Consider the following 22,474-nt stretch of genomic DNA (forward strand, 5'->3'; position numbering starts at 1 on the left):
TTGCACGTCATCGTCATGGCCCGCCTCAAATACGACACCCGCACCCAGCAATACCGCGACCGACGACTCGCTGAAGGCAAGAGCAAACGCGACATAATCCGCTGCCTCAAACGAGCCGTCGCCCGCGAAATGTTCCAACATCTCACCCAGAAAACTGCCACTTGACACTCATAGGAGCATCACATGCGTTCAGCCTTCGAGCAGTTTCTCCGTCGCGGCCAGCAGAACGCAGGTTGCGACGCCGTCCATCGACTTCTCCAGCTCACCGAGCGACGGGAAGCTCGGGGCGAGGCGAATGTTCTTGTCTTCCGGATCTTTTCCGTACGGGAAGGCCGAGCCGGCGGCCGTCAGAGCAATTCCGGCGTCCTTGGCCAGCGCGATCGACCGAGCTGCCGTGCCCTCGAGCACGTCGAGGCTGATGAAGTAACCACCCTTGGGCTCGGTCCACGACGCGATCTTCGACGCACCGAGCCGGTCCTCGAGGATCTGCTGCACCAGCGCGAACTTGGGCTTGAGAATCTCGCGATGCTTGGCCATGTGAGCCCGCACCCCCTCCGCGTCACCGAAGAAACGCAGGTGCCGCAGCTGGTTGAGCTTGTCCGGGCCGATGCTCTTCTTACCGAGGTGCTTCTGATACCAGGCGAGGTTCTCCTCGGAACTGCCGAAGAAGCTGACGCCCGCACCGGCGAACGTGACCTTCGACGTCGAGGCGAACACGAACGCGCGATTGGGGAAACCGGCCTCCGCCGCCATCCCGATGACGTCGTAGGACGGCGCGAACTCCTCGGTCAGCGGATGCACCGCGTAGGCGTTGTCCCAGAACAGACGGAAATCAGGCGCAGCAGCCGGCATCGTGGCCAGTGCGCGAACGACTTCCTTCGAGTAGACGGCTCCGGTGGGGTTTGCGTAGTTCGGCACCACCCACATGCCCTTGATCTGCGGATCCGACGCCACCAAGTTGGCGATCTCGTGCACATCGGGTCCGTCGGGACCCATCGGCACCGTAATCATCTCGATGCCGAAGCTCTCGGTGATCGCGAAGTGACGGTCGTAGCCGGGGGCCGGGCACAGGAAGCGAACGTTCGGCTCCGCCGACCACGGGCGCGGCGAATCCGACAGCCCGTGCAGCAGAGCCCAGACCATCAGGTCCTGCATGATCTCAAGGCTGGCGTTGTTACCGGCCACCAGGTTCTTCACCGGGATGCCGAGCAGTTCACCGAAGATGGCACGCAATTCCGGCAGACCCGCAAGGCCACCGTAGTTGCGGCAATCGGTGCCGTTGCCGTCCTTGTAGTCCGCGCCGGGGAGCGTCAGCAGCTCGGCAGCGAGATCGAGCTGCTCGGGCGACGGCTTGCCGCGGGTGAGATCCAGCTTCAGATTCTCGGCTTTGAGCTGCGTGTACTTCGCGCTCTGCCGCTCGTGCTCGGAGGCGAGCTCCTCATGGTTCATCAGACCCAACTGGGTTTGCGCTGGCATGCGGAGCGGCCTCTCGGTGACTGGGTTCCCCGGACAGTGTCTATGTCACTGAAATAAAGGGGACCCCGCGCACCCGGCAGAGCCCATTGACCCTTGCTGCCTTCCGGCCCTGGGGGAGTTCACAGGATGCGCGCCGCGCGGGATCCGTTAGGAAGTGTAGCCGCCTCCCGTCGAGCAACGCATCACCACCCTTCGCGCCTCCCGATTTGGGAGATGGTGGGGGTAACCGGGTAAGCTCCCCCACGGAGGATTCGCCTAGTGGCCTATGGCGCTCGCCTGGAACGCGGGTTGGGTTAACGCCCTCAGGGGTTCAAATCCCCTATCCTCCGCCAGAGAAGCCCCCGTGACACGTCACGGGGGCTTCTTGCTGTTCGGGGAGGGGTGCTCCGGCTCGCGCCCACCCGTCTCCCGATCAGCCCACCCGTCTCCGGATCAATGGGCGTTCGAGTCCGTCTGAGTGCAACAAAGCCGCATTCATCCGGTGGGGTGCGGCGACCCGATCCGGATGAATGCGACTTTGTTGCAATCTGAGCGACTGAAACCCACATTGATCCCAAAGTGGGGGCGCAGCAGACCGGCGTCACCAATCTAACGAGCCGACCAACCACCATCCATGGTGTAGGACGCCCCGGTGACCATGCCTGCGTTCTCGGAGGTCAGCCATCCCACCAGTGAGGCGACTTCGGCGGGTTCGACGAGTCTCTTGATGGCGGCCTCGGTCAGCAGAATTTTCTCGAGTACTTCGTTCTCGGGAATGCCGTGTGCCTTGGCCTGATCGGCGATCTGTTTTTCCACCAGCGGTGTGCGGACGTATCCCGGGTTGACGCAGTTGCTCGTCACGCCATGCGCTGCACCTTCGAGGGCTGTCACTTTCGACAGTCCTTCGAGTGCGTGTTTGGCGGTGACGTAGGCGACCTTGAATTCCGACGCCCGCAGTCCGTGCACCGACGACAGATTGATGACTCGGCCGAACCGGCGGGCATACATCCCAGGCAACGCCGCACGAATCAGCAGGAACGGTGCCTCGACCATCAGCGTCTGTATTCGACGGAATGCGCCGGGGTCGAAATCGACGATCGGTGCGACGGTTTGGATACCCGCATTGTTGACGAGGATGTCGACGTCCAACCGAAGGTCGTCCAGCGCGGTGGTGTCGAGCAGATCGACCGACCACACCTCGCCGTCGAGCTCGGCCGCCAATTCCTTTGCTGCGACGTCGTTCACGTCGGCGATGGTGACGCGGGCACCGCGGCCGGCGAGCTCACGCGCGCACGCGGCCCCGATGCCGGACGCTCCCCCGGTGACGAGGGCGGAGCGTCCGGTCAGGTCGGTCACCGCTTTACACTCGGATCGAGCAGACCGGCCTTCGCCAGCTCGGCTTCGGTGGCCAGGTTCTTGGCGTCGGCAATGTCGATGCTTTCGAGCGCCAATCCCTTTGTCTCCCTGGCTACGACGACGGCAACCACGGTGATCGCGCAGGCCACGGCCAGGTACACCGCGATGGGCACGGACGAGCCGTAGATGTCGAGCAGCTTCACGGCGATGATCGGGGCCAGCGAGCCGGCGACGATCGAGGTGACCTGATAGCCGAGGGACACACCGGAATACCGCATCCGCGTCGGGAACATCTCGGCCATGATGGCCGGCTGCGTGGCGTACATGAAGGCGTGGAACATCAGGCCGATGATGATGGCCAGCAGGATGACGACGCTGTGGCCGCTGTTCATCATCGGGAAGGCGAAGAAGCCCCACGTTGCCGCGGTGAGGGCACCGGCGAAGTACACCGGACGGCGGCCGATGCGGTCGGCGAGCCTGCCCACCAACGGAATCGTGCAGAAGTGGATCGCGTGGGCGATGAGCATCCACCACAGGATCGTGCTGGTGTCGGTGCCGACCTCCACCTTGAGGTAGGTGATGGAGAAGGTGACGACGAGGTAGTACATGACGTTCTCACCGAAGCGCAGACCCATCGCGGTGAATACGCCACGCGGGTAACGCTTCACGACCTCGAAGACGCCGTACGACGCGGCCTTGATGACCTCGGCCTGCTTGTGTGCCTCGAGGAAGATCGGGGCGTCGGAGACCTTGGTACGGATGTAGTAGCCGACGAAAACGATGACGGCAGAGAGCCAGAACGCGACGCGCCAGCCCCAGCTGAGGAAGGCTTCGTCGGACAGGGTTGTCGTCAGGACGAGCAGTGCGACGGTGGCGAGGAGGTTACCGGCGGGGACGCCTGCCTGCGGCCAGCTGGCCCAGAATCCGCGGCTCTTGTTCGGGCTGTGTTCTGCGACAAGGAGAACCGCGCCACCCCATTCGCCGCCGACGGCGAAGCCCTGAATGAATCGCAGGGTCACCAGCAGTGCCGGGGCCCAGTAGCCGATGGCCTCGAATGTCGGTAGGCAACCCATGAGGAACGTGGCTCCGCCGACGAGGACGAGGCTGAACTGCAGCAGCTTCTTTCGGCCGTACTTGTCTCCGTAGTGTCCGAAGACGATGCCGCCCAGGGGTCGTGCGACGAAGCCGACGGCGTAGGTGACGAAGGCCGCGAGGATGGCGTCGAGTTCACTGGTTCCGGCCGCGAAGAAGATCTTGCTGAACACCAGTGTGGCGGCGGTTCCGTAGAGAAAGAACTCGTACCATTCGACGATGGTGCCGGCCATCGATGCTCCGACGACCTTCTTCAGGCCGGTGGGGGTGGCATCGGGGTCCGGCTCGGACCTTTCTGCCAGCGGTTGGTCGACGCTCATAGCTTCTCCTGTGTTGCTCGGCACTGCGTGCTCGTGTTTGTGACAGACCACACATGTAGCGGGGTTGGTCTGAGTATTGGTGCAGATCTTTTTCTGCGCAAGAGGCATGGACGCAGGTTCGATCTGCAAAACTGCACACATGACACGCGGTGACGGGAAGGTTCCCAGTGCCGACGATCTGCTGGTCCTGCTCGCCGTCAGTCGAACCGGACGCTACAGCTCCGCTGCCGACGACCTCGGCATCAACCACACGACCATCTCCCGACGCATCGCCGCACTCGAGGACACCCTCGGCGGACGAGTGCTCACCCGTGCCGGCGGAGGTTGGGAACTGACTCAACTGGGGCACGGCGCACTGGCCGCTGCCGAGGCCGTCGAAAACGCGCTGCAGACGCTGGTCTCGAGCGACGCGGGTGCGCTGAAGGGCGTCGTACGCATCTCGGCCACGGACGGTTTCAGTGCTTACATCGCAGCCCCTGCGGCTGCTCGCGTGCAACGCACTCATCCGCTGGTGTCGGTGGAGATCGTCGCGACCACCAGACGTGCGTCGAGGCAACGGTCCGGACTGGACATCGAGATCGTCGTCGGACAACCGCAGGTGCATCGCGCGGAGGCCATCAGGCTCGGCGACTACGTGCTGGGTCTGTACGCGTCGCAGACCTACGTGGACGAGCACGGCACACCGCAGGTGCCGGCCGACCTCGCCGCCCATCCGTTCATCTACTTCATCGACTCGATGCTGCACGTCGACGATCTGGATCTGGCCCCCAACTTTACTCCGACGATGCGCGAATCGGTGACGTCGACCAACGTCTTCGTCCATGTCGAGGCCACACGAGCCTCGGCAGGCATCGGATTGTTGCCGTGTTTCATGGCCGACCGACACCCCGACCTGCAACGAATCCTGCCCGACGCCATCGCGGTGACCCTGACCTACTGGCTCGTCACCCGCACCGAAACCCTCAGACGACCCGAAGTGTCCGCAGTGATCGACGCGATTCGTGCGGTGGTCACCGAACAACACTCGGCTCTACTGGGTGAGAAATGAACGCACGGAACCTACGCCCCACAAGGAGAGTCCCCTGATGTCCGATATCGATTTCTATTTCGATCCGGTATGCCCGTTCGCGTGGGTGACCAGCAAATGGGTTCGCAAGGTTCAGGCCCAACGCGACTACACCGTCGACTGGCGGTTCATCTCGCTTCGCCTGCTCAACTCCCACATCGACTACGACGCCCATTTCCCACCCGAGTACGAGGCCGGCCACACCGCGGGTCTGCGATTACTGCGGGCCGCTGCCTCTGTTCGTCGTGAGCATGGGTCGGACGCTGTCGGGCCGCTGTATCAGGCCCTCGGAACGCACATCTTCGATACCGAGATCGTGCCCGACGACGCAGCGAGCCACGGACATCGCGGCACCGCGGCATTCCTCGGGCCGATCCTCGAGGAAGTCGGGCTGCCCACCCATCACACTGCAGCACTCGATGATTCGACGATCGACGACGAGATCCGGGCCGAAACCGATCATGCGCTGTCGCTGACCGGCAAGGACGTCGGAACTCCCATCATCGCCTTCGAGCCGCCGGACGGTGTGGCGTTCTTCGGTCCGGTGATCAGCCGACTACCCAGCGACGAAGAAGCAGTACCGCTGTGGGACAACGTGATCGGACTCGCACGATTCCCTGGATTTGCCGAGATGAAGCGCAGCATGCGTGAACTCCCCCAGTTGAAGGCACTGGGGGTGACGGAGGACGAGGTTGGCGTGCAACAGGATTGGCACGGCGGGAGCCGACGGCAGAAGAAGTGAATTGCCCTCCGATCTAGTCGGTCAGTACGTCGTCCATGTTGCCGACGTCCGGGGTCCCGGTGTCGAGGCCGTACCGCAGGTAGACGGTGCCCTTGCCGTCGACGGCCGGTGGCTCGAGCAGCGTCAGATTGCTGGGCACGGTGCCGTCGGCGAACACCTTCTTTCCCACTCCGAGAAGGATGGGATGCACCCACAGATCGAGTCGATCGAAGAGCTTCTCGCGCAACAGGGTCTGCACCAGATCGAGACTTCCGACCACCTTGATATTGTCGTGTCGATCTCGGATCTCACGCACGGCTCCGGCCAGGTCCGGTCCGAGCTGGGTCGAACCGTTCCACAGCAGATCGGGTGTGCCGCGGGAGGCCACGTATTTCGGGATCGTGTTGAACAACGTTGCGAACGAATCGTGTTGGTGCGGCCAGTACGCGGCGAAGATGTCGTAGGTGCGCCGCCCGAGCAGGAGCGCATCCGTGCCCTCGTAAGCGGCGGCGACCTGCGCCCCCGAAACCTGGTCGAGCAGAGGAGCCTGCCAGCCGCCGAAGGGAAAGTTCTCGGGGTCTTCCTCTGGGCTTCCGGGTGATTGCGCGACGAGGTCGAGGGTGGCGAACAGCTCCAACGTGATGAGGCCCATGATTGCTCCTGGTTCTGTAAGACGAAAGCTTCTTCAGCTCAATACTTTCCGAAGTGTTTCGGCAAATTCGGTCGGCTTTCCCATCTGACCGAATTCACCGCCGAGGAAGCCCGAGTGGCCACCGGGAAAGACGATCGGCTCCGATCCGAGGGTCGATGCAGTGGAATATGCTGCGCGAGCGGCGATGTGACCGTCCTCGGGACCGCCGGATTCTTCGCCGACTCCGATCACGACCGTGGTGGGAGCAGCACGCACCGCGTCGACGTCGGGCGCGAAATCGACTCCGCCGCCTCGCATGTTGGACATCAGGGCGTCGTCGCGGGTTCCGTCGTCCTCGGCCGAGAGGCCGAACTGCGCCGGGTCCAGTGCCGGGCGATCGAAGAACGTGTTGTCGATGGGGCCTGCGTGCATGAGCAACGCCATGAACTGGGCCATGGCCGGACCGCGGCCGTGAGCGTCGTATGCGGCCACCATGTTTGCGCACACGGTCGCGATGTTCTCGCGGTCCGGCAAGGTGCCTCCGGCGGGTGGTTCGTGGGCCACCAACGTCCGCACATCGGACGGGTATCTGCTGACGAGTACCAGCGCATTGACCGCACCCCCGCTCGAGGCGAACACATCCACAGGCCCATGGCCGACGGCGGTGAGCACTGCATGCAGGTCGTCGGCATGTTGGCCGAAGGTGACCGCGGCCGTCGTGTCGTCTCGTCGACTGCGTCCCACATTTCTCGGGTCGTACGTGACGACCACGCGGCCACGGAAATGCGATGCCAACGTCCCGAACCCGCTCGCATCCATCGGTGAGCCGATGAGCACCAAGGGAGTAACCCCGGGCTCGAGTTCGCCGACCACGTCGTACGTCAGGGTCGCACCGGGCACGGAAACTGTGTGTGTCGTCATGCTGGTGTGGACCTCGGTACGAGCGAAAACTCACCGGCTAGTCGTAGAGAATCGCAGTTCCCGTCTGTCGCAACTTCTCCAAACCTTCACGAAACCGGCTCAGGTATTCGGGCGAATGCCCGACCCACTCGGACGTCTCCTCGACGATGCGTACCGGTTCCGCGCTGCGGTAGGAATGAGTCGGATTGCCGGGGAACTTCTTGTCGGTGACGTTCGGATCGTCCTCGACGCTGCCGGTCGGCTGCACGATGTAGACCCGTGGACGCCCCTCGCCGACGGCCATCTCGGCCGCGAGCACGGCACCGTCCAGCACCTTGGTCATGTAGATGTAGTTCGAGATGTGCTCGGGACGGTAATTCGAGCGATAGCCGGGAGACAAGTAATCGCCGGCCTTCAGATCGGCCTTCGTGCCATGAAAATAACTTTGGTCGCTCCGCAGGCTGCGCTCCTGGGAGGCACCGGACTCGTGCACGCGAAATCGCTCCAGTGTGTCGGCCATGTCTGCCATAGAAATTCCTCCGTGTCGGTAGCCGGAAGAGTGTGCACCACCGACTGGGTCTTGCCGCAAGCCCCCAACTCAGCGATAAACTGAAGGCAACGCAGGCGAGCACCGCTCAGGATTTCCGCTCCCCGGGGCGGGCACCGACAGTCCCGACGCGAATCTGGATATGGCCTCCGCGGACAGCGCGGGCCGAAAGATCCTGCAGCAGTGGCGTCATCGCCGTCCACGGATGCGCGTCGATATCCGACCCTCCGAGTCGACACGCAAGCTTGGCAAGCGGGGCCCAAGCAGCAGCTCGTCCGACGGGCCGCTGCATGTCGACGACGGCCACCACTCCGCCCTCGCCAGTGTTCGCGATCATCGATTCGAGCGCCGCCTGCCATGGCGTCATCAACGACAGCGCGTAGGTGCTCAACGCCGCATCGAACGGGACCTGCTCCCCCAGATCGGCGGACGTCAGGGCGGTGGCGTCGGCGGGGATCAATGTGACATTCATCCACCCCGCGCGGGCAGCTCGAAGTCGCGCCTGTTCGAGCATCTGTGGGCTGGCGTCGATTCCGGTGATCGAGCCGGTCGGGCCGATCATCCGCTGCAACCCGGCGAAGTTCAGCCCCGTCCCGCAGCCGAGGTCCAGAACATGGCTCCCCACAGGCAGATTCATCAGCTCGAACGCCGCGTCCCGCCCGGCTCGATACACCGGCCATTCGGCGGAGATCACGTCATACAGGCGCGCCGAGAAGGTGTACTTGGTCGGTCGTCTCATCTCGGGTCTCTCCAAAGCGCGGGCATAGTGGGAGGTATGGGAATTCGTCGTTCGTCTTCGAGTGTGCCCGAGAGCCGCGCCGACGTGGTCGTGGTGGGCGGCGGTACCGCCGGCATCGTGGCGGCGAAGACCGCGGCCGGCTTCGGCGTTCGCGTCGTGTTGATCGAACGGGACCGCACCGGCGGCGACTGCCTCTGGACCGGATGCGTGCCGTCGAAGGCCCTGCTCGCGGCGGCCTCGGTGGCTGAGACGGTTCGATCCGCGTCCCGGTTCGGCATCAACACCGAGCCACCGCGCGTGGATTTTGCACGCGTGATGCAGCACGTGCACGGGTCGATCGCCGAGATCGCGCCGATCGATTCACCGGAGGCACTCACTGCGGCCGGGGTCGACGTCATCAGCGGTGACGCCGTGTTCACCGGTCCGAACACGGTGAATGTCGGCACGCGGATGCTGCATTTCGGTCAGGCGATCGTGACCACCGGCGCGCATCCCACAGTGCCGGCGATCGACGGCATCGAGCACGTGGACTACCTGACCAGCGACACCCTGTGGGAACTGACGGACTTACCGCAGCGACTGCTGATCGTCGGTGCCGGATCGGTGGGTTGCGAAATGGCGCAAGCATTCTCGCGTCTCGGATCCGACGTTACCCTTGTCGGACGGTCAGCGACTATCCTTCCCCGCGAGCACCCTGAGGCCTCGTCGATACTGACGCAAGCACTGGCGGACGAGGGCGTACGCGTGCTGACCTCTACCGCAGTCGTGCGCATCGGCGACGGTTCCGCAGTTACCGACTCGGGCGTAGACATCGCTTTCGACCGGGTCCTGATCGCCACCGGGCGGACTCCGCGCACCGCGTCCCTCGGCTTGGACACGGCCGGTGTGGAAGTGGACGACAACGGATTCGTTCAGGTCGACGAGCATCTGCGGACCACCAATCCCCGCATCTGGGCGGCGGGAGATCTCACCGGCCATCCGCAGTTCACGCACACTGCCGGTGTGCACGGCAGTCTGGCCGCGAGCAATGCTGCACTCGGCCTGAACCGAAAGGTGAGTACGACCGGAACTCCACGGGTGACGTTCACCGATCCCGAGATCGCCTCGGCCGGAATCGATGTGCGAACTGCAAGGGAGCGTGGTTTGCGGCTGCAGATCCTCGACCACCACCACGTCGATCGCGCCGTCACCGAAAGAGCAACGAACGGGTCGACGACGCTGATGCTCGACGCCAAGCGTCGCATCGTCGGGGCCTGCGTTGTGGGACCGCGGGCGGGCGAGACGATCGGGGAGCTGATCATCGCCATCGAGCAGGGTTTGCGTACTCGCGATCTCGCCGGAGCCACGCACCCGTATCCGACCTACAACGACGGACCGTGGAACGCGGCGATAGCGGACGTAAAGGCGCAGTTAGCTTCTCCGGTGATTTCTCGAGCAACGGCCGCACTGGCGAAGGTGCGCGGCGCGTGGATCAGGAAAGCGCGCGATACCCGGCAATGATCCGCTGGGTGGAGCTCACCGCGACCACCGCCGCCCACACCACGGCGATCTGCCAGGAGATACCCGGCAGCAGCAACCAGAGACTGTGCACCGCAATGGTTTCAGCACCCTCGGCCAATCCCCCGAGGAACGACAGCGAGCGGCCGTCGTCGATGGTGCGACCGGTGCGTTCGGCAATCGAGGAGAACGCAAGAAATGCGGTGCCGTTGATGTAGTACGCCAACAGCACCAGCAGGAACGGCCACCAGGGGGCGTCGTACGCGGCCGAGGCACCGACCGCAACGCCCACCACGGTCGTTCCGTAGACCACGAAATCGGCGGTGATGTCGAAGAATCCGCCGGCACCGCCCGTAGTGGAACGCCTACGCGCGAGAGGCCCGTCCAGCCCGTCGGCGATTCGGGAGACGATCCACAATGCCAACGCGAGCAGCCAGAATTGCAGGCCCGCGGCCAGTGCACTACCGAGGCCCAGTACGAGTCCGGCAGCGGTGATCCGATCCGGGGTGATCGAGGAACGGTCGAGCGCGCAGGCACAGCGATCCAGCGGGCGTTCGAGGTGGCGGCGCAGAAAGCTGTCTATCATTCGGTGGCTCCGGTCAATCCGAGACGTCGGGCCAACAGAGCCGAGCCGGCCGCGATCGCCAGCACGGCAAGCAATGCGATGGCAAACGGCCATGACAGCGGCGACGTCCCGTAGGCACCGAGCGCGGTGTAGGCGACGGTCGCGGGCACGATCCCGATCATGGTGCCCACCACGTAGTCACGTTGCCCTACGGCACTGACTCCGGCCGCGTAGTTGACCAGGGAGAACGGCAGCGGCACCAGGCGCACGAGCAGTACCGACAGCAATCCTCGTCGTCCGAGCATGGCGTCGAGCCGGCGGAGCCTGTCCCATTCGGTGCGGGCCACCTGTCCACGGCCGAGCGCCCGCGCTCCCCAGTACCCGAGATATGCCCCCGCGGTGGCAGCGAACACCACGACGGTCGCGCCCACCGCCAACCCGAACAGCAGTCCCGACGCGATGGTCAACGTGCTGGCGGGGAACGGGGTAGCCGACAGGACGGCATAGAGCACGACGAACAACGCGATGCCCCAGGGCCCGGCCGACGCCACGCGATCGCGGATGAACGACGGATCGGGAAGATCGACGGTGCTCAGCACGATCACCACAGCGATGACGATCACGGCAGCCGCGAGCAATTTCAGGGTCGTGCCGCGGCGACTACGCGTCGGGCGGTCCTGCGTCACGGTGTGTGCCTCTCGTCCGACGGTTCACGATCCATTGTGCACACGGCCGGTCTGCCCGCGTGTTCAGCGGTTGTCGCATTCGACCGATTACGGTGGTGAGGGCAGCGTCGACGACGGCTGCTTCGGTTGATCTGGAGGGCCCACGGTGATTCGTTCAGTACGGCGCGCAGTGACGATTGCCGCGAGCGCAGGGCTGCTGCTCACCGCATGCGCGGCACCATCATCGGAGGCTCCGCGCGCCGAGAACTTGTCCTGGAGCGAGATCCAGGAGCAGGCGCAAGGACAGACGGTATCGCTGTGGATGTACGGCGGCGACGAGCAGGGCAATGCTTATGTCGACGACGTGCTGACGCCCGCGGCGGCCGAGGAAGGCGTCACGCTGCGCCGGGTGCCGGTGGAATCGACGACCGATGCCGTCAACCGCATCCTGTCCGAGCGGCAGGCCGGGGTCACCGACGGCGAAGTGGATCTGGTGTGGGTCAACGGCGCGAACTTCGGCACCGGTAAGCAGGCCGGGGCGTGGCTGTGCGGTTGGACGCAGAATCTACCGAACATGGAATTCACCGATCCCGAGGATCCGCTGTTACTCGACGACTTCGGCACTTCGGTCGAGAACTGCGAATCACCCTGGCACAAGGCTCAATTCACGTTGGTTTACAACGCGGCTGCCATCCCCGATCCGCCGACGACATTCGACGGCGTGCTCGACTGGGCTCGCGCGAACCCGGGCCGCTTCACCTACCCCGCTCCCCCGGACTTCACCGGCTCGGTGTTCGTGCGTGAAGCGTTGACCAATATATCCGGAGGCGTCGACGAGGTTCCCGCTCAGTTCGATCAGGCCTCCTACGATCGCCTCGCCCCGGCATTGTTCGACCGATTGAACGAGCTCGCCCCGTCGCTGTGGCGCGAGGGAACGACGTATCCGCAGTCCTCCTCCGAGCTCGACGCCCTCTACGCCGGTGGCCAGGTGGACATGACGATGACGTACGGCCCCGCGACCCTCCCGAAACTTGTCGCCGACGGCACCTTCCCGCCGGAGACCCGCGTCCTGACTCTCGACGAGGGAACCGTCGGGAATGCGAGTTTCCTTGCCATTCCGTCGACGTCGGGGAAGTCGGCCGCGGCGCAGGTGGTTGCCAATCTCGCGTTGTCGCCCGAGCAACAACTCGCAAAGGCGACGCCGGAAGTGTGGGGCCAGTTCACCGTGCTCGATATCGACCGATTGCCCGATGACGCCCGCGCCAGGTTCGAGGCGTTGCCGAGTTCGACGGTTCTGCCGTCCTACGAAGAGCTGTCGGCCAACGCGCATCCAGAACTGTCAGCCGACTGGGTCTCGCCGGTCGACGAGGGTTGGCGTCGAAGCGTGCTCGCCGGTCAGTGAGCGCGTCCACGAGGAGCTTTCGCGGCACAGCGGCGGTACTCCCCGCCGTCGTCTTGGTCGTTGTCGTCGTCGGCGGCGGTCTCGGAACCGTGGTGCTGCAGAGCCTGGGTCTGATGCCTTTCGTCGGAACCCCCGAACTATCGGTCGACGCGTACTCCGCTCTGGGCGGTGACCTATGGCGCTCGGTGGTGCTGACGCTGTCGATTGCCGTCGTCTCGACGGCATTGGCCACGGTGATCGGGCTTGCCGCGGCACTGACGGCCTTGTCAGGTGGACGCACCCCGCTGGTCGCTGCCGGGTTGACCGTCACGGTTCCCCACCTGATCGGTGCCGCGGCGATGGCATTGCTGTTGGCAGATTCAGGGATGCTGCCTCGTATTCTCGGCATGACCGACGGCGGCTGGCCGGAGTTGGTCGGTGGGAAGTGGTGGATCGCCGTCGTCGCCGAATATGCCTGGAAAGAATCGGCTTTCGTGGCCGTTGTCGTGGCCGGGACTCTCGCCACCCGAGTAGCTGCATTCGACGAGACGGCCGCGACCTTGGGTGCCGGACGGTGGGCTCGGCTCCGTTTGGTCACGCTGCCGTTGGCTCGGCCCGCGCTGATCGCATCGGCGGCCATCGCGTTCGCCTACACGGTCGGCTCGTACGAGGTAGCCCACATTCTGGGTCGCCCGTATCCGGAGCCGTTGTCGGTGATGGCGATTCGTCTGTTCACGTCGATCGATCTTCAGACGCGTCCGCAGGCAGCTGCTGCCGCGACGATCGCCACCGCTCTGACGGTGGCCGTAGCCGCGGTGGCGCTGCACTATCTGCGCAGATCGGCGGCGTGGAAATGAACAGGGTGGAAGTGAACAGGGTTCTTCCCGCTGTCGGCAGGTCCGTACTGGTCCTGTGGTTCCTGTTGCCGCTGATCCCGGTTGTCTTGTGGGCCATCAGCAATCGCTGGTCTTTTCCCGGCTCGGTTCCGCAAGAATGGGGATTCGACGGCGTCCGTAGCGCCCTCGATGCCGGGGGCGTCGATGCTTTTGTGCGGTCTACCCTGCTCGCTCTCGCCGTCGCAGTCATCGCAACGCCATTGGGCGCGTTGGCCGCTCGCGCACTCGTGAACGGTTCCGTGCGTTTCCCCGCTTTCGTGGCCGGGGTTCTCTTCGCTCCGTTGGCCCTGCCCCCGTTTGCCGTGGCGTTGGGACTCGATGTTCTGGTGCTGCGCTCGCGCATTCCGAGCACGGTGGCGGTGATCGCGTTGCTGACGGTCGCGGCGATTCCGTACACGACGTACCTGATGCGAGTGGCGTTCGGCGCGTACGACATCGGCTACGAGGAAGAAGCTCGGACGCTCGGTGCGTCGAGTGCCATGGTGCTGCGACGGATTCGCATTCCCCTGTTGGCTCCGGCATCGGCGGGGGCGGCGTTACTCGCGTTCCTCGTGGCGTGGAGCGACTACGTGATCACTCTGCTGATCGGTGGAGGCAGACTGGTCACCGTGCCCATTCTCGTTGCCTCGTTCGCTGCCGGGACCGGTAACGACTCGGTGGTGGCGGCGCTGTCGGTTGCCGCCCTCATACCGCCGTTGTTGCTGGTGCTCATGCTCGCTCGGCTGCGCCGTAGGAGTGCACGATGAGCGTCGAACTGTCCGTTCACGGGCTCACGAAAGTGCATGCCGGTCAATCGGTTGCGGCTCTGAATTCGTTGGATCTCACCGTGCCACCGGGATCCTGCACGGCGATTCTGGGGCCGTCGGGTTCGGGCAAGAGCACTGCACTGCGGATCATCGTGGGACTGGATTCACCCACTGCCGGCACGGTGCAGATCGACGGACGCGAGGTGAACGGCGTTGCGGCAGAGAACCGCGGCGTCGGGATGGTGTTCCAGCGTCCGATGTTGTTCCCGCACATGTCGGTACTCGACAACATCGGCTTCGCCTACCGCGCTGCCGGGGAGAGTCGCAAGCGTTCGCGCGAGCGGGCCCGGGAGTACCTCGAACTGGTGCATCTCGGCGACATCGGGGGCCGAGCGGTGTCCGAGGTGTCGGGCGGGCAGGCCCAGCGGGTGGCGTTGGCGCGCTCACTCGCCGGTTCACCGCGAGTGTTGTTGCTGGACGAGCCCTTCAGTGCGCTGGACCCGGTGTTGCGCACCGAGATGCACGACCTGGTGCGCGAATTGCGTTCGACGTTGGATCAGACTCTGCTGCTCGTCACCCACGATCAGCAGGAAGCGGCGGTGCTCGCCGATTCGGTGGCGGTGCTCATCGACGGTCGATTGGAGCATCACTCCGATATCGCAACGGCCTACACGCGTCCGAGCACGTTGGCAGTGTCGCGACTGATGGGTGGGATGAACGAAATCGGGGGGCAGTGGGACGGGGTTGGGGTGCATCGCTCCGAGCTCGGGGAGCTGGAGGTCGAAGGAGTCTCTTTGCCGGCTGGGCCTGCCGTGCTACTGCTTCGACATGAGTTGATCACTTTGAATGACAACGGGATTCGTGGGGTCGTGTCGGGCATACGGCCCACCGGTTTTCGCAGCATTGCGGACGTCACCGTGGGCGCGACGACCGTGAAAGTGGAGTTGGCAGCGGGATCTGATGTGCGGGTCGGGGACGCCGTGGGATTGCAGATTCCGGGTGGGGCGAGGTTTGTCACGGGTTGAGGTCGAAGATGTGGCTGTTCGCAGTTCTCGCACTCCGGAGCCGGCCGAAGTCCCCATACCGCTGAGATGGTCGGCAGATCGGGCGTACCGGTCGCCGTGAGGTGAAATAGCTACCCTTGTGGTGTTCGATCCGACGTGTCGCAGGCCGGGTCTTCGAACTCGGTCGTCAAGGCTCGCGATCGAGGTCTGACCGTTCTCGCAGCCGTCTTTCCGCCTGTCCGATCCTCAACGGCTGTTCGAGTGGAGTTGTGAGCTGACGGCTCGTAGCGAGGACAGGTACGCGAACAGGGCGTTGGCCGCAATGACGCCGACTGCCAGCGACAGCGTTGCGGGCAGGCCGATCGGACCCACGAGGGCTCCGGCGAGGCCGGCACCGATGGGTTGTCCGCCCCACGCCAGCATGCGGGCCGTGGTGTTGACGCGGCCCTGAAGTTCGTCCGGGGTCACCAAGTGGCGGACGGTGATGCCGTTGATGATCACCGTCGATGCTGCTGTTTGGAAGACGACCAACGCACACACTCCCAGCACCGGTACGGTGGCCAGAATCCACACGCTGATCGCGCCTGCTTGTACGAGCAAACCGGCGATGGCGATCGTCCCAGCTGTGAACTTTCGGGACAGGCGCGGCAGTAATGCTGTCGAGATCAGGGTTCCAACCCCGAGGGCTGCGAAGAACAGACCCAGCTCGCCGCCGTCCTCGTCGACACCGTACCGCTCGACGGCGGTGACGACGAGGAGGCCGGTCATGATGCCGCCGGCAACACTGTTGCCGGTCCCGATCAGGGTGAGCAGGCGGACAAGTGGGTGACCGTAGATGAAGCGCACCCCGTTGCCGATATCGCGCCACAAATGGGGTTGTTCCGTCCGCGGCGCGGATGTGGGTTCACGTACCCACAGCAGTAGGATCGCGGTCACTGCGAACGTGGCCGCGTTGAGGGCCAGCGCGGCGAACGGCGAGGATGCGGCAATAAGCACACCACCCAATGCGGGCCCGGCCATAGTGATGACCGTTGCCATCGCAGTTTGTCGCCCGACCGCGTCGGCCAGTCGAGCGCGTGGCACCAGTGAGGGCAGCAAACCGAAGCCGGCGGCGTCGAAGAACACCATAGCGGCGGCGCTGACGAACGCTGCAACGAACACGTGTGCCGTCGACAGAGTCGCCATCCAATACGCAGTCGGTATGGATGCCGTTGCAGCGCATGCGGCGAGCGCGGTGACGACCATCGTCGGGCGACGCCGCCAGCGGTCGGCAACGGCACCGGCGAACAGCCCGAACAGCAGGTACGGTGCCGATTCGACAGCGGTGAGAAGCGCAGTGGCTGCGGCACTTCCGGTGGTGCGGTAGATGACGAGCGGAAAGGCTACCAACGCGACGGCAGTTCCGAACCAGGCGACGGTGCGCGCGAGCACCATCAACCGGAACGCGGACCCCAGCGGCGTCGGAGCGTTCGTCGAGCTCACTTGCCGAACACGTTGTCCGCGGTGTTCTCGATGGCGTCGACGATGCGGACTCCGGCAGCCTGGAAGTCGGCTTCGTTCTGCGGGTACACCCGGGAGTTCCGCACCGCTGGTGAGTTCGCGAGCAGAGCCGATATATCTGTCACGGCGGTCGCGGCGTCCGCTTCCGATCCGGCGTATTGCACCAGGACGACGTCGGGTGCAGCGCTCAAGGCTGCTTCGGGGGTGATTTCGGCGAAATTGCCGTCGAAGTCGGCGAATTCGTTGGTCATGCCGAGTGCGTCGACCACTGCGCTGTAGTAAGACCCACTCAAGGCGTAGAGCTTGCCGTCGAAGCTCTGGACAACCGCTGCCGACAGCGGCGCACTGTCGGTGTTCTTCGCTCGTGCTGCGGTGACGCGATCGCGCAGCGAGGTCACGACCTCTGCTGCTTTGTCCGGGACGCCGTAGATGGTGCCGAGGTTGTCCACGTCGGTGTAGACCGCGTCGATTGTCGTGGGCGCGGGCGTGTTCTGGCAGTATTCGCCGAGGACGTAGAGGTTGCCGCCTGCAGCGGTCAGGTCATCGGAGCTTGCCGATCCTTGGCCGCCGAGTTGCCCTTGGTCGTTGGACAGGAACAGATCCGGTGAGGCCCCGATAAGGAATTCGCGTGAGGGTGCATAGTCGTCGGTGTTGGAGGTCAGGCCCGAGAATCGGTCGAGTCCGTCGAATGCGTAACTGCCGTTGGTGTATCCGATCGCGCTGTCGGCGACGCCGAGTGCATCGAGCGTGGCGATGACTCCCGGAGCTCCGAGGAGTACCCGCTCGGGTGGGGCGTCGTAGGTGTAGTCGACGCCGCAACTGGCCACGGTCACCGGGTATGCCGAGGTGCCGCTGTCGGTCTCGGTGCCTGCGGCAGTGGGTTCGGCCTGTCCGCTCGAGCAGGCGGACAGTAGGAGAATGGTTGCGGCGAAGCAAGTTCCGGTTCGTACGGCGATCTTCATGGTTGGCTGCTTTCGGTGCGGGTGTCGAAATTGGGTTGAGTAGCGGTGCAGCTCGCGGTGGATGGGCGGTGCGAGGTGGCGGGTCCGAAATGGACGCAGCGTCGGCCGGTGATCGGGTTGACGGCGATGACCGAGTCGACGCCGTAGACCTCGCGAAGCATGTCCGTTGTCAAGACGTCGGTGGGAGTTCCGTGGGCGACGAGGGCACCGGATTTCATGACGAACAGGCTGTCGCAGTAGGCGGCAGCGAGGTCGATGTCGTGTAGTGCGACAACGACGGTGGCTTCGGTTGCGGTGAGCAGTTCGAGGAGGTCGAGCTGCGCCGAGATGTCGAGGTGATTGGTGGGTTCGTCGAGGATCAGTATCGGAGCTTGTTGCGCGAGGGCCCGAGCTACGAAGACGCGTTGCCGCTCGCCACCGGACAGGGTCGAGATCTGACGGTCGACGAGGTGCGCGATCCCGGCGGCCATCACGGCGGCGTCCACTGCGGCGACATCGACCGCGCCGAAGCGTCGCAGACCGGTGTTGTGCGGGATGCGTCCGAGTTCGATGATCTCCCGTGCGGTGAACTCGAATTCCGGTGAATCGTCCTGCAGGACAACCGCAGTCCTGGTCGCCGATTCACGAGCGCTGAGGCGGCGAAGGTCGTCCTCGCCCAGTACGATCGTTCCGCCTGAGGGCATGAGGGCCCGGTAGAGCGTGCGCAGCAGCGTCGACTTTCCGCTGCCGTTCGGTCCGAGAAGTCCTACAACCGAGCCTGATTCGGCGTGTATGACCCCGTCGGTGAGAATCTTGGCACCGTCGATGGCGACGGCGACACCCTGTGCGCCGAGTTTCATCGAGCCCTCGCCGTCCGCCCGGAGGAGACCAGCAGGTACAGGAAGAACGGAGCGCCGATGGCCGAGGTGACCACCCCGATCGGAAGTTCGGCGGGGGCGCGGAGCACGCGGGCGGCGATGTCCGAGAGCGGTAGGAAGCATGCGCCGAGCAGTGTGGCGGTGACGACGACGCGGCGGTGATCGGCACCGACGAGCAGACGCGCTATGTGCGGGATGACCAGGCCGACGAACCCGATACCGCCTACTTCGGCAACGATGACGCCGGTCAGGACCGACACCACCACCATCAGCGTCATTTGGAATCGCGCGACGTCGATGCCGAGGGAGTAGCCGAGGTCGGTGCCGGAAGCCAGGGCGTTCAGGCGGGCACTGTTCCACATCAGCCACGTCGTGGCCGCCGCAATGACGACCGAGGGCAGCAGCAGGCTCGCCCACGATGCTCCGGCGATCGAACCGAGACTCCAGAACAGCACGCGCTGAGATTGATTGGGAGTGGCGATGGTTTGAAAGAAGAACGTGAACGAGGAGACGAGGTACCCGACGGCGACCCCTGCCAGCACGAGCCGGGTCGGTGTCCATTGCCCTCCGCGGCGGGCGAGGACGAACACCAGCGCGAACGCCAGGAGGCCGCCGATGAAGGCTGCCGCGGACAGCGATACGCCGCCGAGTACCCCGGTGCCGAAGACGATGACGATAACTGCGCCCAGGCTCGCGCCCGGCACGATTCCGATCAGGTAGGGGTCGCCCAACGGGTTACGTACAACGACTTGGATGACCACGCCCGCTATCGCCAGACCCGCGCCGACGACGATGGCGAGAATGGTGCGCGGGACGCGGACCTGCCAGACGATCTGATCGTTGACCGGTGTCGAGGTGTGCGTGCCCGCCATGCCGAGGTGTTGGGCGACCGAGCCCCAGATGTCTCCGAGTCCGATGGTGACAGCGCCGATGCTGACCGACGCCACCGCGATGACCACGATGGCGACGCCCGAGATCGCCAGCAACACGCGAAAGCGTTGGGGCGAGGCGAAGGGCGGTGCGCCCGTGCTGCGCACCGCAGTGGCCGGCGATCGTTTCATCAGGTCTACATCCCGGCAGCTAGTTGTTAATGACAATCAGTGTCGATACAGTAGCGAACACAGTGCGGAGACGACACCTCGGGCTGTGCGTACTGGTGAAGGAGCCGACCCTGATGCATACGGAGATCGCGTCTCTCAGGGAGATTCACGATCGGCTCAACGGCGCAGTCGATCCTGCGCCGACTCAGAGACCCATGAATCGAAACGGTGCCTCGATTCACCTCCCGAAGCCACGCACACTCGACTCGCCGTTCACAGCGCTGGTCCATGCCCGGCGTTCGCGGTACGACTTCGACCCGAGTGGCGAACTGAGCGTGGATTCGGTCGGAACCCTGCTCGGTACCGCGCTCGGACTCGGACGCCGGATCGAGGCCTACGGCGACCGCGAGTACCCGCTGAGCGTGGCACCGACCGCAGGCGGCCTCCGCACCCGCGACACGTTCCTGTTCGCAACCCGCATCGCCGGCATCCGGCCGGGGATCTACCGATACGACATGGCCGATCGTTGTTCGCACGCACATACCGAAGTCTTCGCAGCCGAAACTCGCTGCGATACCCCGATACCCCGATACCGCAATCGGTTGGTCAGTTATGAACACCCTGAAACTAAGCTGTTCCCATGCCCGCCGGACGCTTCGCCCCCAGTCCTTCGGGCGATCTGCATCTCGGCAATCTACGAACCGCACTACTGGCATGGCTCTTCGCCCGCTCCACTGAACGTCGTTTCGTGATGCGCGTCGAGGACCTCGATCGCGTGAAAGCCGGCTCAGAGCAACGTCAACTCGACGACCTCGCGGCAATCGGCATCGACTGGGACGGGCCGATCATGCGGCAATCCGAGCGTCGGGAAATCTACGACGCCACGATTCGCACGCTCACCGCCGCCGGGCTGACGTACGAATGCTTCTGCACGCGTCGGGAAATCCTGCAGGCCGCGTCGGCTCCGCATGCACCCGACGGCGCATACCCGGGGACCTGCAGAAATCTGACCGCTGACGAGAAAGCAGCCAAAGACCGACCACCTGCCATCCGATTGCGCTCGCAGACAACCGAATTCACCGTCGTCGATCAGCTGCACGGTCTCTTCCGAGGCCAGGTGGACGACTTCGTCCTGCGTCGATCCGACGGTGTACCCGCCTACAACCTCGCCGTCGTCGTCGACGATGGCGCGCAAGGCGTCGACCAGATCGTCCGCGGCGACGACCTGCTCACGTCCGCGCCGCGGCAGGGCTACCTCGCTCAACTCTTGGGCCTGACCCCCGCGACGTACGTCCACGTGCCCCTCGCTCTGAACGTCGAGGGCAAGCGCCTTGCCAAGCGCGACGGTGCCGTCACGTTGCGCGAACGGCCCGATGCGTGGGCGCTCATCACCGGCTCCCTCGGCATGCCGGACGTGAAGAACGCCGAGGAACTGCTCGAACAGTGGAAGCCGAGGCTGGTGCCGCGCGAACCGTGGGTGTTCGACCCCTCGATCGTCTGACCACGAACCGATCGAGATCACGTTGCAACGCGACAGAACCCGACTCGAGGACGAATCGGACGTACAGTGACCGCGACAAACTTATCCCGAGGGAGAAGGACACCATGACCTCAGGCGGCTACGACCCCGACAAGGATCCACAGAACCCCGGTGGTTATCCCCCGCCGCAGGGCGGCGGCTACCCACCACCCGGCAACTACCCACCACCCGCGCAAGGCAACTATCCGCCGCCCGGGAACTACCCGCCTCCTCCCGGCGATTACCCCCAGCAAGGCGGCTATCCGCCACCCGGCGGCTACCCACCGCCCGGCGGCTACCCACCGCCCCCACAGGGCAACTACCCGCCGCCTCCGTCGTTCGGTAACTCACCGATGCCGACGCAGCTGTCCGTGGGAACGGCCATCGGCTACGGCTTCGAGAAGTTCAAGCAGAACGCACTCGTCTGGGTCGGCATCGTCCTGATCGCCGCGGTCATCCAGGTCGTACTGAACTACGTGTTGAGCTCCAACAACATCGTCTTCAGCTTGATCTTCAGCGTCATCATCGGTGTCGTCTCACTCCTCATCCAGGCGGCACTCGTTCGCGGCGCTCTGCATGAGGTGGACGGGGTCAAGCCCGCGTTCGGGTCCTTCTTCCAGTTCGGCAATGTTGCCGCCGTCATCATCGCCGGCATCCTCGTCGGCATTGCAACCAGCATCGGCTTCGTTCTGCTGATCATCCCCGGCATCGTCATCACGTTCTTCACGTGGTGGACCTTCCAGTTCGTCATCGACCGCGGCGACGAGCCGATTCCCGCCATCAAGGCCAGCGCGCAGGCAATCGCGTCGAACGGCGGGACCCTCTTCGTCCTCGCGCTCGCCCTGGTCGGCATCAATATCGTCGGCGGCCTCCTCCTCGGCATCGGCCTGCTGGCGAGCATTCCGATCACGATCATCGCCGGAACCTACGCCTACCGCGTCACGGTGCGTGGCCATGTCGCCTGACCTGTAGTCCGCCTCGATGGGCGCGCATCCCACCCCGGGATTCGCGCCCA

At 64.6% G+C, this 22,474-nt stretch carries 22 protein-coding genes, 1 tRNA gene and 1 other RNA gene; 10 read left to right on the forward strand and 14 right to left on the reverse strand.

What is annotated here, in order from left to right:
* Positions 1-189: 189 nt before the first annotated feature.
* Complete coding sequence (locus AB0P23_RS07765) at positions 190-1,476, reverse strand: aminotransferase class I/II-fold pyridoxal phosphate-dependent enzyme (RefSeq protein WP_032373957.1); 1,287 nt, start codon at positions 1,474-1,476, stop codon at positions 190-192.
* Between the two features lie 54 nt (positions 1,477-1,530).
* Positions 1,531-1,625, reverse strand: an RNA gene (ffs, locus tag AB0P23_RS07770) — signal recognition particle sRNA small type.
* 95 nt (positions 1,626-1,720) lie between these two features.
* Here ffs and AB0P23_RS07775 point away from each other — a divergent pair.
* Positions 1,721-1,808, forward strand: a tRNA-Ser gene (locus tag AB0P23_RS07775).
* A gap of 256 nt (positions 1,809-2,064) precedes the next feature.
* On the opposite strand, the gene AB0P23_RS07780 is transcribed toward AB0P23_RS07775, so the two are convergent.
* Both AB0P23_RS07780 and AB0P23_RS07785 read right to left on the reverse strand, forming a co-directional pair.
* Positions 2,065-2,811 (reverse strand): 3-hydroxybutyrate dehydrogenase, encoded by a 747-nt coding sequence (locus AB0P23_RS07780; RefSeq protein ID WP_287454403.1) that lies wholly within the window; start codon positions 2,809-2,811, stop codon positions 2,065-2,067.
* On the reverse strand, positions 2,808-4,223 hold the full coding sequence (locus AB0P23_RS07785; RefSeq protein WP_206498913.1) for an MFS transporter: 1,416 nt from the start codon (positions 4,221-4,223) through the stop codon (positions 2,808-2,810). The genes AB0P23_RS07780 and AB0P23_RS07785 overlap by 4 nt, the downstream gene beginning before the upstream one ends.
* Positions 4,224-4,362: 139 nt before the next feature.
* Between AB0P23_RS07785 and AB0P23_RS07790 the strand changes: the two genes are divergently transcribed.
* Together AB0P23_RS07790 and AB0P23_RS07795 are read left to right on the forward strand one after the other, a co-directional pair.
* Positions 4,363-5,271, forward strand: a complete 909-nt coding sequence (locus AB0P23_RS07790) for a LysR family transcriptional regulator (protein WP_155288574.1) — start codon at positions 4,363-4,365, stop codon at positions 5,269-5,271.
* 37 nt (positions 5,272-5,308) lie between these two features.
* The gene (locus AB0P23_RS07795) at positions 5,309-6,031 is read left to right on the forward strand and encodes a hypothetical protein (RefSeq protein WP_206498912.1); all 723 of its coding nucleotides are present in this window, start codon (positions 5,309-5,311) and stop codon (positions 6,029-6,031) included.
* A gap of 13 nt (positions 6,032-6,044) precedes the next feature.
* Here the strand turns inward: AB0P23_RS07795 and AB0P23_RS07800 are convergent, their stop codons facing one another.
* From AB0P23_RS07800 to AB0P23_RS07815, 4 genes are all read right to left on the reverse strand, one after another.
* Positions 6,045-6,662 (reverse strand): dihydrofolate reductase family protein, encoded by a 618-nt coding sequence (locus AB0P23_RS07800; RefSeq protein WP_032384115.1) that lies wholly within the window; start codon positions 6,660-6,662, stop codon positions 6,045-6,047.
* Between the two features lie 33 nt (positions 6,663-6,695).
* Complete coding sequence (locus AB0P23_RS07805) at positions 6,696-7,562, reverse strand: alpha/beta hydrolase (protein ID WP_287454401.1); 867 nt, start codon at positions 7,560-7,562, stop codon at positions 6,696-6,698.
* A 37-nt stretch (positions 7,563-7,599) separates the two neighbouring features.
* Complete coding sequence (arr, locus tag AB0P23_RS07810; RefSeq protein ID WP_206498910.1) at positions 7,600-8,061, reverse strand: NAD(+)--rifampin ADP-ribosyltransferase; 462 nt, start codon at positions 8,059-8,061, stop codon at positions 7,600-7,602.
* A 115-nt stretch (positions 8,062-8,176) separates the two neighbouring features.
* Positions 8,177-8,827 carry a methyltransferase domain-containing protein gene (locus AB0P23_RS07815; RefSeq protein WP_206498909.1) on the reverse strand — a complete coding sequence of 217 codons (651 nt, stop codon included), beginning with the start codon at positions 8,825-8,827 and terminating at the stop codon, positions 8,177-8,179.
* A 36-nt stretch (positions 8,828-8,863) separates the two neighbouring features.
* Between AB0P23_RS07815 and AB0P23_RS07820 the strand changes: the two genes are divergently transcribed.
* Positions 8,864-10,327 (forward strand): FAD-dependent oxidoreductase, encoded by a 1,464-nt coding sequence (locus tag AB0P23_RS07820; protein ID WP_206498908.1) that lies wholly within the window; start codon positions 8,864-8,866, stop codon positions 10,325-10,327.
* On the opposite strand, the gene AB0P23_RS07825 is transcribed toward AB0P23_RS07820, so the two are convergent.
* Both AB0P23_RS07825 and AB0P23_RS07830 read right to left on the reverse strand, forming a co-directional pair.
* On the reverse strand, positions 10,299-10,910 hold the full coding sequence (locus tag AB0P23_RS07825; RefSeq protein WP_206498907.1) for a CDP-alcohol phosphatidyltransferase family protein: 612 nt from the start codon (positions 10,908-10,910) through the stop codon (positions 10,299-10,301). The two genes, AB0P23_RS07820 and AB0P23_RS07825, sit on opposite strands and share 29 nt — an antisense overlap.
* Positions 10,907-11,575 (reverse strand): VTT domain-containing protein, encoded by a 669-nt coding sequence (locus AB0P23_RS07830; protein ID WP_283348102.1) that lies wholly within the window; start codon positions 11,573-11,575, stop codon positions 10,907-10,909. Before AB0P23_RS07830 ends, AB0P23_RS07825 begins: the two co-directional genes overlap by 4 nt.
* A 145-nt stretch (positions 11,576-11,720) precedes the next feature.
* Between AB0P23_RS07830 and AB0P23_RS07835 the strand changes: the two genes are divergently transcribed.
* Genes AB0P23_RS07835 through AB0P23_RS07850 form a run of 4 tightly spaced genes read left to right on the forward strand, consistent with a single transcriptional unit; the run spans position 11,721 to position 15,602 of the window.
* Complete coding sequence (locus AB0P23_RS07835; RefSeq protein ID WP_206498906.1) at positions 11,721-12,956, forward strand: ABC transporter substrate-binding protein; 1,236 nt, start codon at positions 11,721-11,723, stop codon at positions 12,954-12,956.
* Positions 12,953-13,792 (forward strand): ABC transporter permease subunit, encoded by an 840-nt coding sequence (locus tag AB0P23_RS07840; protein WP_206498905.1) that lies wholly within the window; start codon positions 12,953-12,955, stop codon positions 13,790-13,792. The genes AB0P23_RS07835 and AB0P23_RS07840 overlap by 4 nt, the downstream gene beginning before the upstream one ends.
* 11 nt (positions 13,793-13,803) lie before the next feature.
* A complete protein-coding gene (locus AB0P23_RS07845) occupies positions 13,804-14,577 on the forward strand; it encodes an ABC transporter permease subunit (protein ID WP_363797183.1) in 774 nt (257 codons plus the stop codon).
* A complete protein-coding gene (locus AB0P23_RS07850; protein ID WP_206498903.1) occupies positions 14,574-15,602 on the forward strand; it encodes an ABC transporter ATP-binding protein in 1,029 nt (342 codons plus the stop codon). Before AB0P23_RS07845 ends, AB0P23_RS07850 begins: the two co-directional genes overlap by 4 nt.
* A 225-nt stretch (positions 15,603-15,827) precedes the next feature.
* Here AB0P23_RS07850 and AB0P23_RS07855 read toward each other — a convergent pair whose 3' ends face one another.
* Genes AB0P23_RS07855 through AB0P23_RS07870 form a run of 4 tightly spaced genes read right to left on the reverse strand, consistent with a single transcriptional unit; the run spans position 15,828 to position 19,961 of the window.
* A complete protein-coding gene (locus AB0P23_RS07855; protein ID WP_052061285.1) occupies positions 15,828-17,063 on the reverse strand; it encodes an MFS transporter in 1,236 nt (411 codons plus the stop codon).
* The gene (locus AB0P23_RS07860) at positions 17,060-18,043 is read right to left on the reverse strand and encodes an ABC transporter substrate-binding protein (protein WP_032399314.1); all 984 of its coding nucleotides are present in this window, start codon (positions 18,041-18,043) and stop codon (positions 17,060-17,062) included. Before AB0P23_RS07860 ends, AB0P23_RS07855 begins: the two co-directional genes overlap by 4 nt.
* Complete coding sequence (locus tag AB0P23_RS07865) at positions 18,040-18,882, reverse strand: ABC transporter ATP-binding protein (RefSeq protein ID WP_080736359.1); 843 nt, start codon at positions 18,880-18,882, stop codon at positions 18,040-18,042. The genes AB0P23_RS07860 and AB0P23_RS07865 overlap by 4 nt, the downstream gene beginning before the upstream one ends.
* Complete coding sequence (locus AB0P23_RS07870) at positions 18,879-19,961, reverse strand: iron ABC transporter permease (protein ID WP_080736360.1); 1,083 nt, start codon at positions 19,959-19,961, stop codon at positions 18,879-18,881. Before AB0P23_RS07870 ends, AB0P23_RS07865 begins: the two co-directional genes overlap by 4 nt.
* 619 nt (positions 19,962-20,580) lie before the next feature.
* Here AB0P23_RS07870 and gluQRS point away from each other — a divergent pair.
* Together gluQRS and AB0P23_RS07880 are read left to right on the forward strand one after the other, a co-directional pair.
* Positions 20,581-21,441 carry a tRNA glutamyl-Q(34) synthetase GluQRS gene (gene gluQRS, locus AB0P23_RS07875; RefSeq protein WP_032399315.1) on the forward strand — a complete coding sequence of 287 codons (861 nt, stop codon included), beginning with the start codon at positions 20,581-20,583 and terminating at the stop codon, positions 21,439-21,441.
* Between the two features lie 104 nt (positions 21,442-21,545).
* Entirely contained in the window at positions 21,546-22,424 is an 879-nt protein-coding gene (locus tag AB0P23_RS07880; protein ID WP_080733284.1) for a hypothetical protein, read from the forward strand.
* Positions 22,425-22,474 lie beyond the last annotated feature (50 nt).

It is taken from the genome of Rhodococcus sp. NPDC077669 (genome assembly GCF_040686915.1).
GTDB lineage: Bacteria > Actinomycetota > Actinomycetes > Mycobacteriales > Mycobacteriaceae > Rhodococcoides > Rhodococcoides fascians.

What these genes read in the sequence shown, in the direction of transcription:
- AB0P23_RS07765 (WP_032373957.1), bottom strand. Translation starts at nt 1,476, where the DNA reads ATGCCAGCGCAAACCCAGTTGGGTCTGATGAACCATGAGGAGCTCGCC.
- AB0P23_RS07785 (WP_206498913.1), bottom strand. Translation starts at nt 4,223, where the DNA reads ATGAGCGTCGACCAACCGCTGGCAGAAAGGTCCGAGCCGGACCCCGAT.
- AB0P23_RS07790 (WP_155288574.1), top strand. Translation starts at nt 4,363, where the DNA reads ATGACACGCGGTGACGGGAAGGTTCCCAGTGCCGACGATCTGCTGGTC.
- AB0P23_RS07795 (WP_206498912.1), top strand. Translation starts at nt 5,309, where the DNA reads ATGTCCGATATCGATTTCTATTTCGATCCGGTATGCCCGTTCGCGTGG.
- AB0P23_RS07800 (WP_032384115.1), bottom strand. Translation starts at nt 6,662, where the DNA reads ATGGGCCTCATCACGTTGGAGCTGTTCGCCACCCTCGACCTCGTCGCG.
- AB0P23_RS07805 (WP_287454401.1), bottom strand. Translation starts at nt 7,562, where the DNA reads ATGACGACACACACAGTTTCCGTGCCCGGTGCGACCCTGACGTACGAC.
- arr (WP_206498910.1), bottom strand. Translation starts at nt 8,061, where the DNA reads ATGGCCGACACACTGGAGCGATTTCGCGTGCACGAGTCCGGTGCCTCC.
- AB0P23_RS07815 (WP_206498909.1), bottom strand. Translation starts at nt 8,827, where the DNA reads ATGAGACGACCGACCAAGTACACCTTCTCGGCGCGCCTGTATGACGTG.
- AB0P23_RS07820 (WP_206498908.1), top strand. Translation starts at nt 8,864, where the DNA reads ATGGGAATTCGTCGTTCGTCTTCGAGTGTGCCCGAGAGCCGCGCCGAC.
- AB0P23_RS07825 (WP_206498907.1), bottom strand. Translation starts at nt 10,910, where the DNA reads ATGATAGACAGCTTTCTGCGCCGCCACCTCGAACGCCCGCTGGATCGC.
- AB0P23_RS07850 (WP_206498903.1), top strand. Translation starts at nt 14,574, where the DNA reads ATGAGCGTCGAACTGTCCGTTCACGGGCTCACGAAAGTGCATGCCGGT.
- AB0P23_RS07860 (WP_032399314.1), bottom strand. Translation starts at nt 18,043, where the DNA reads ATGAAGATCGCCGTACGAACCGGAACTTGCTTCGCCGCAACCATTCTC.
- AB0P23_RS07865 (WP_080736359.1), bottom strand. Translation starts at nt 18,882, where the DNA reads ATGAAACTCGGCGCACAGGGTGTCGCCGTCGCCATCGACGGTGCCAAG.
- AB0P23_RS07870 (WP_080736360.1), bottom strand. Translation starts at nt 19,961, where the DNA reads ATGAAACGATCGCCGGCCACTGCGGTGCGCAGCACGGGCGCACCGCCC.
- gluQRS (WP_032399315.1), top strand. Translation starts at nt 20,581, where the DNA reads ATGCCCGCCGGACGCTTCGCCCCCAGTCCTTCGGGCGATCTGCATCTC.
- AB0P23_RS07880 (WP_080733284.1), top strand. Translation starts at nt 21,546, where the DNA reads ATGACCTCAGGCGGCTACGACCCCGACAAGGATCCACAGAACCCCGGT.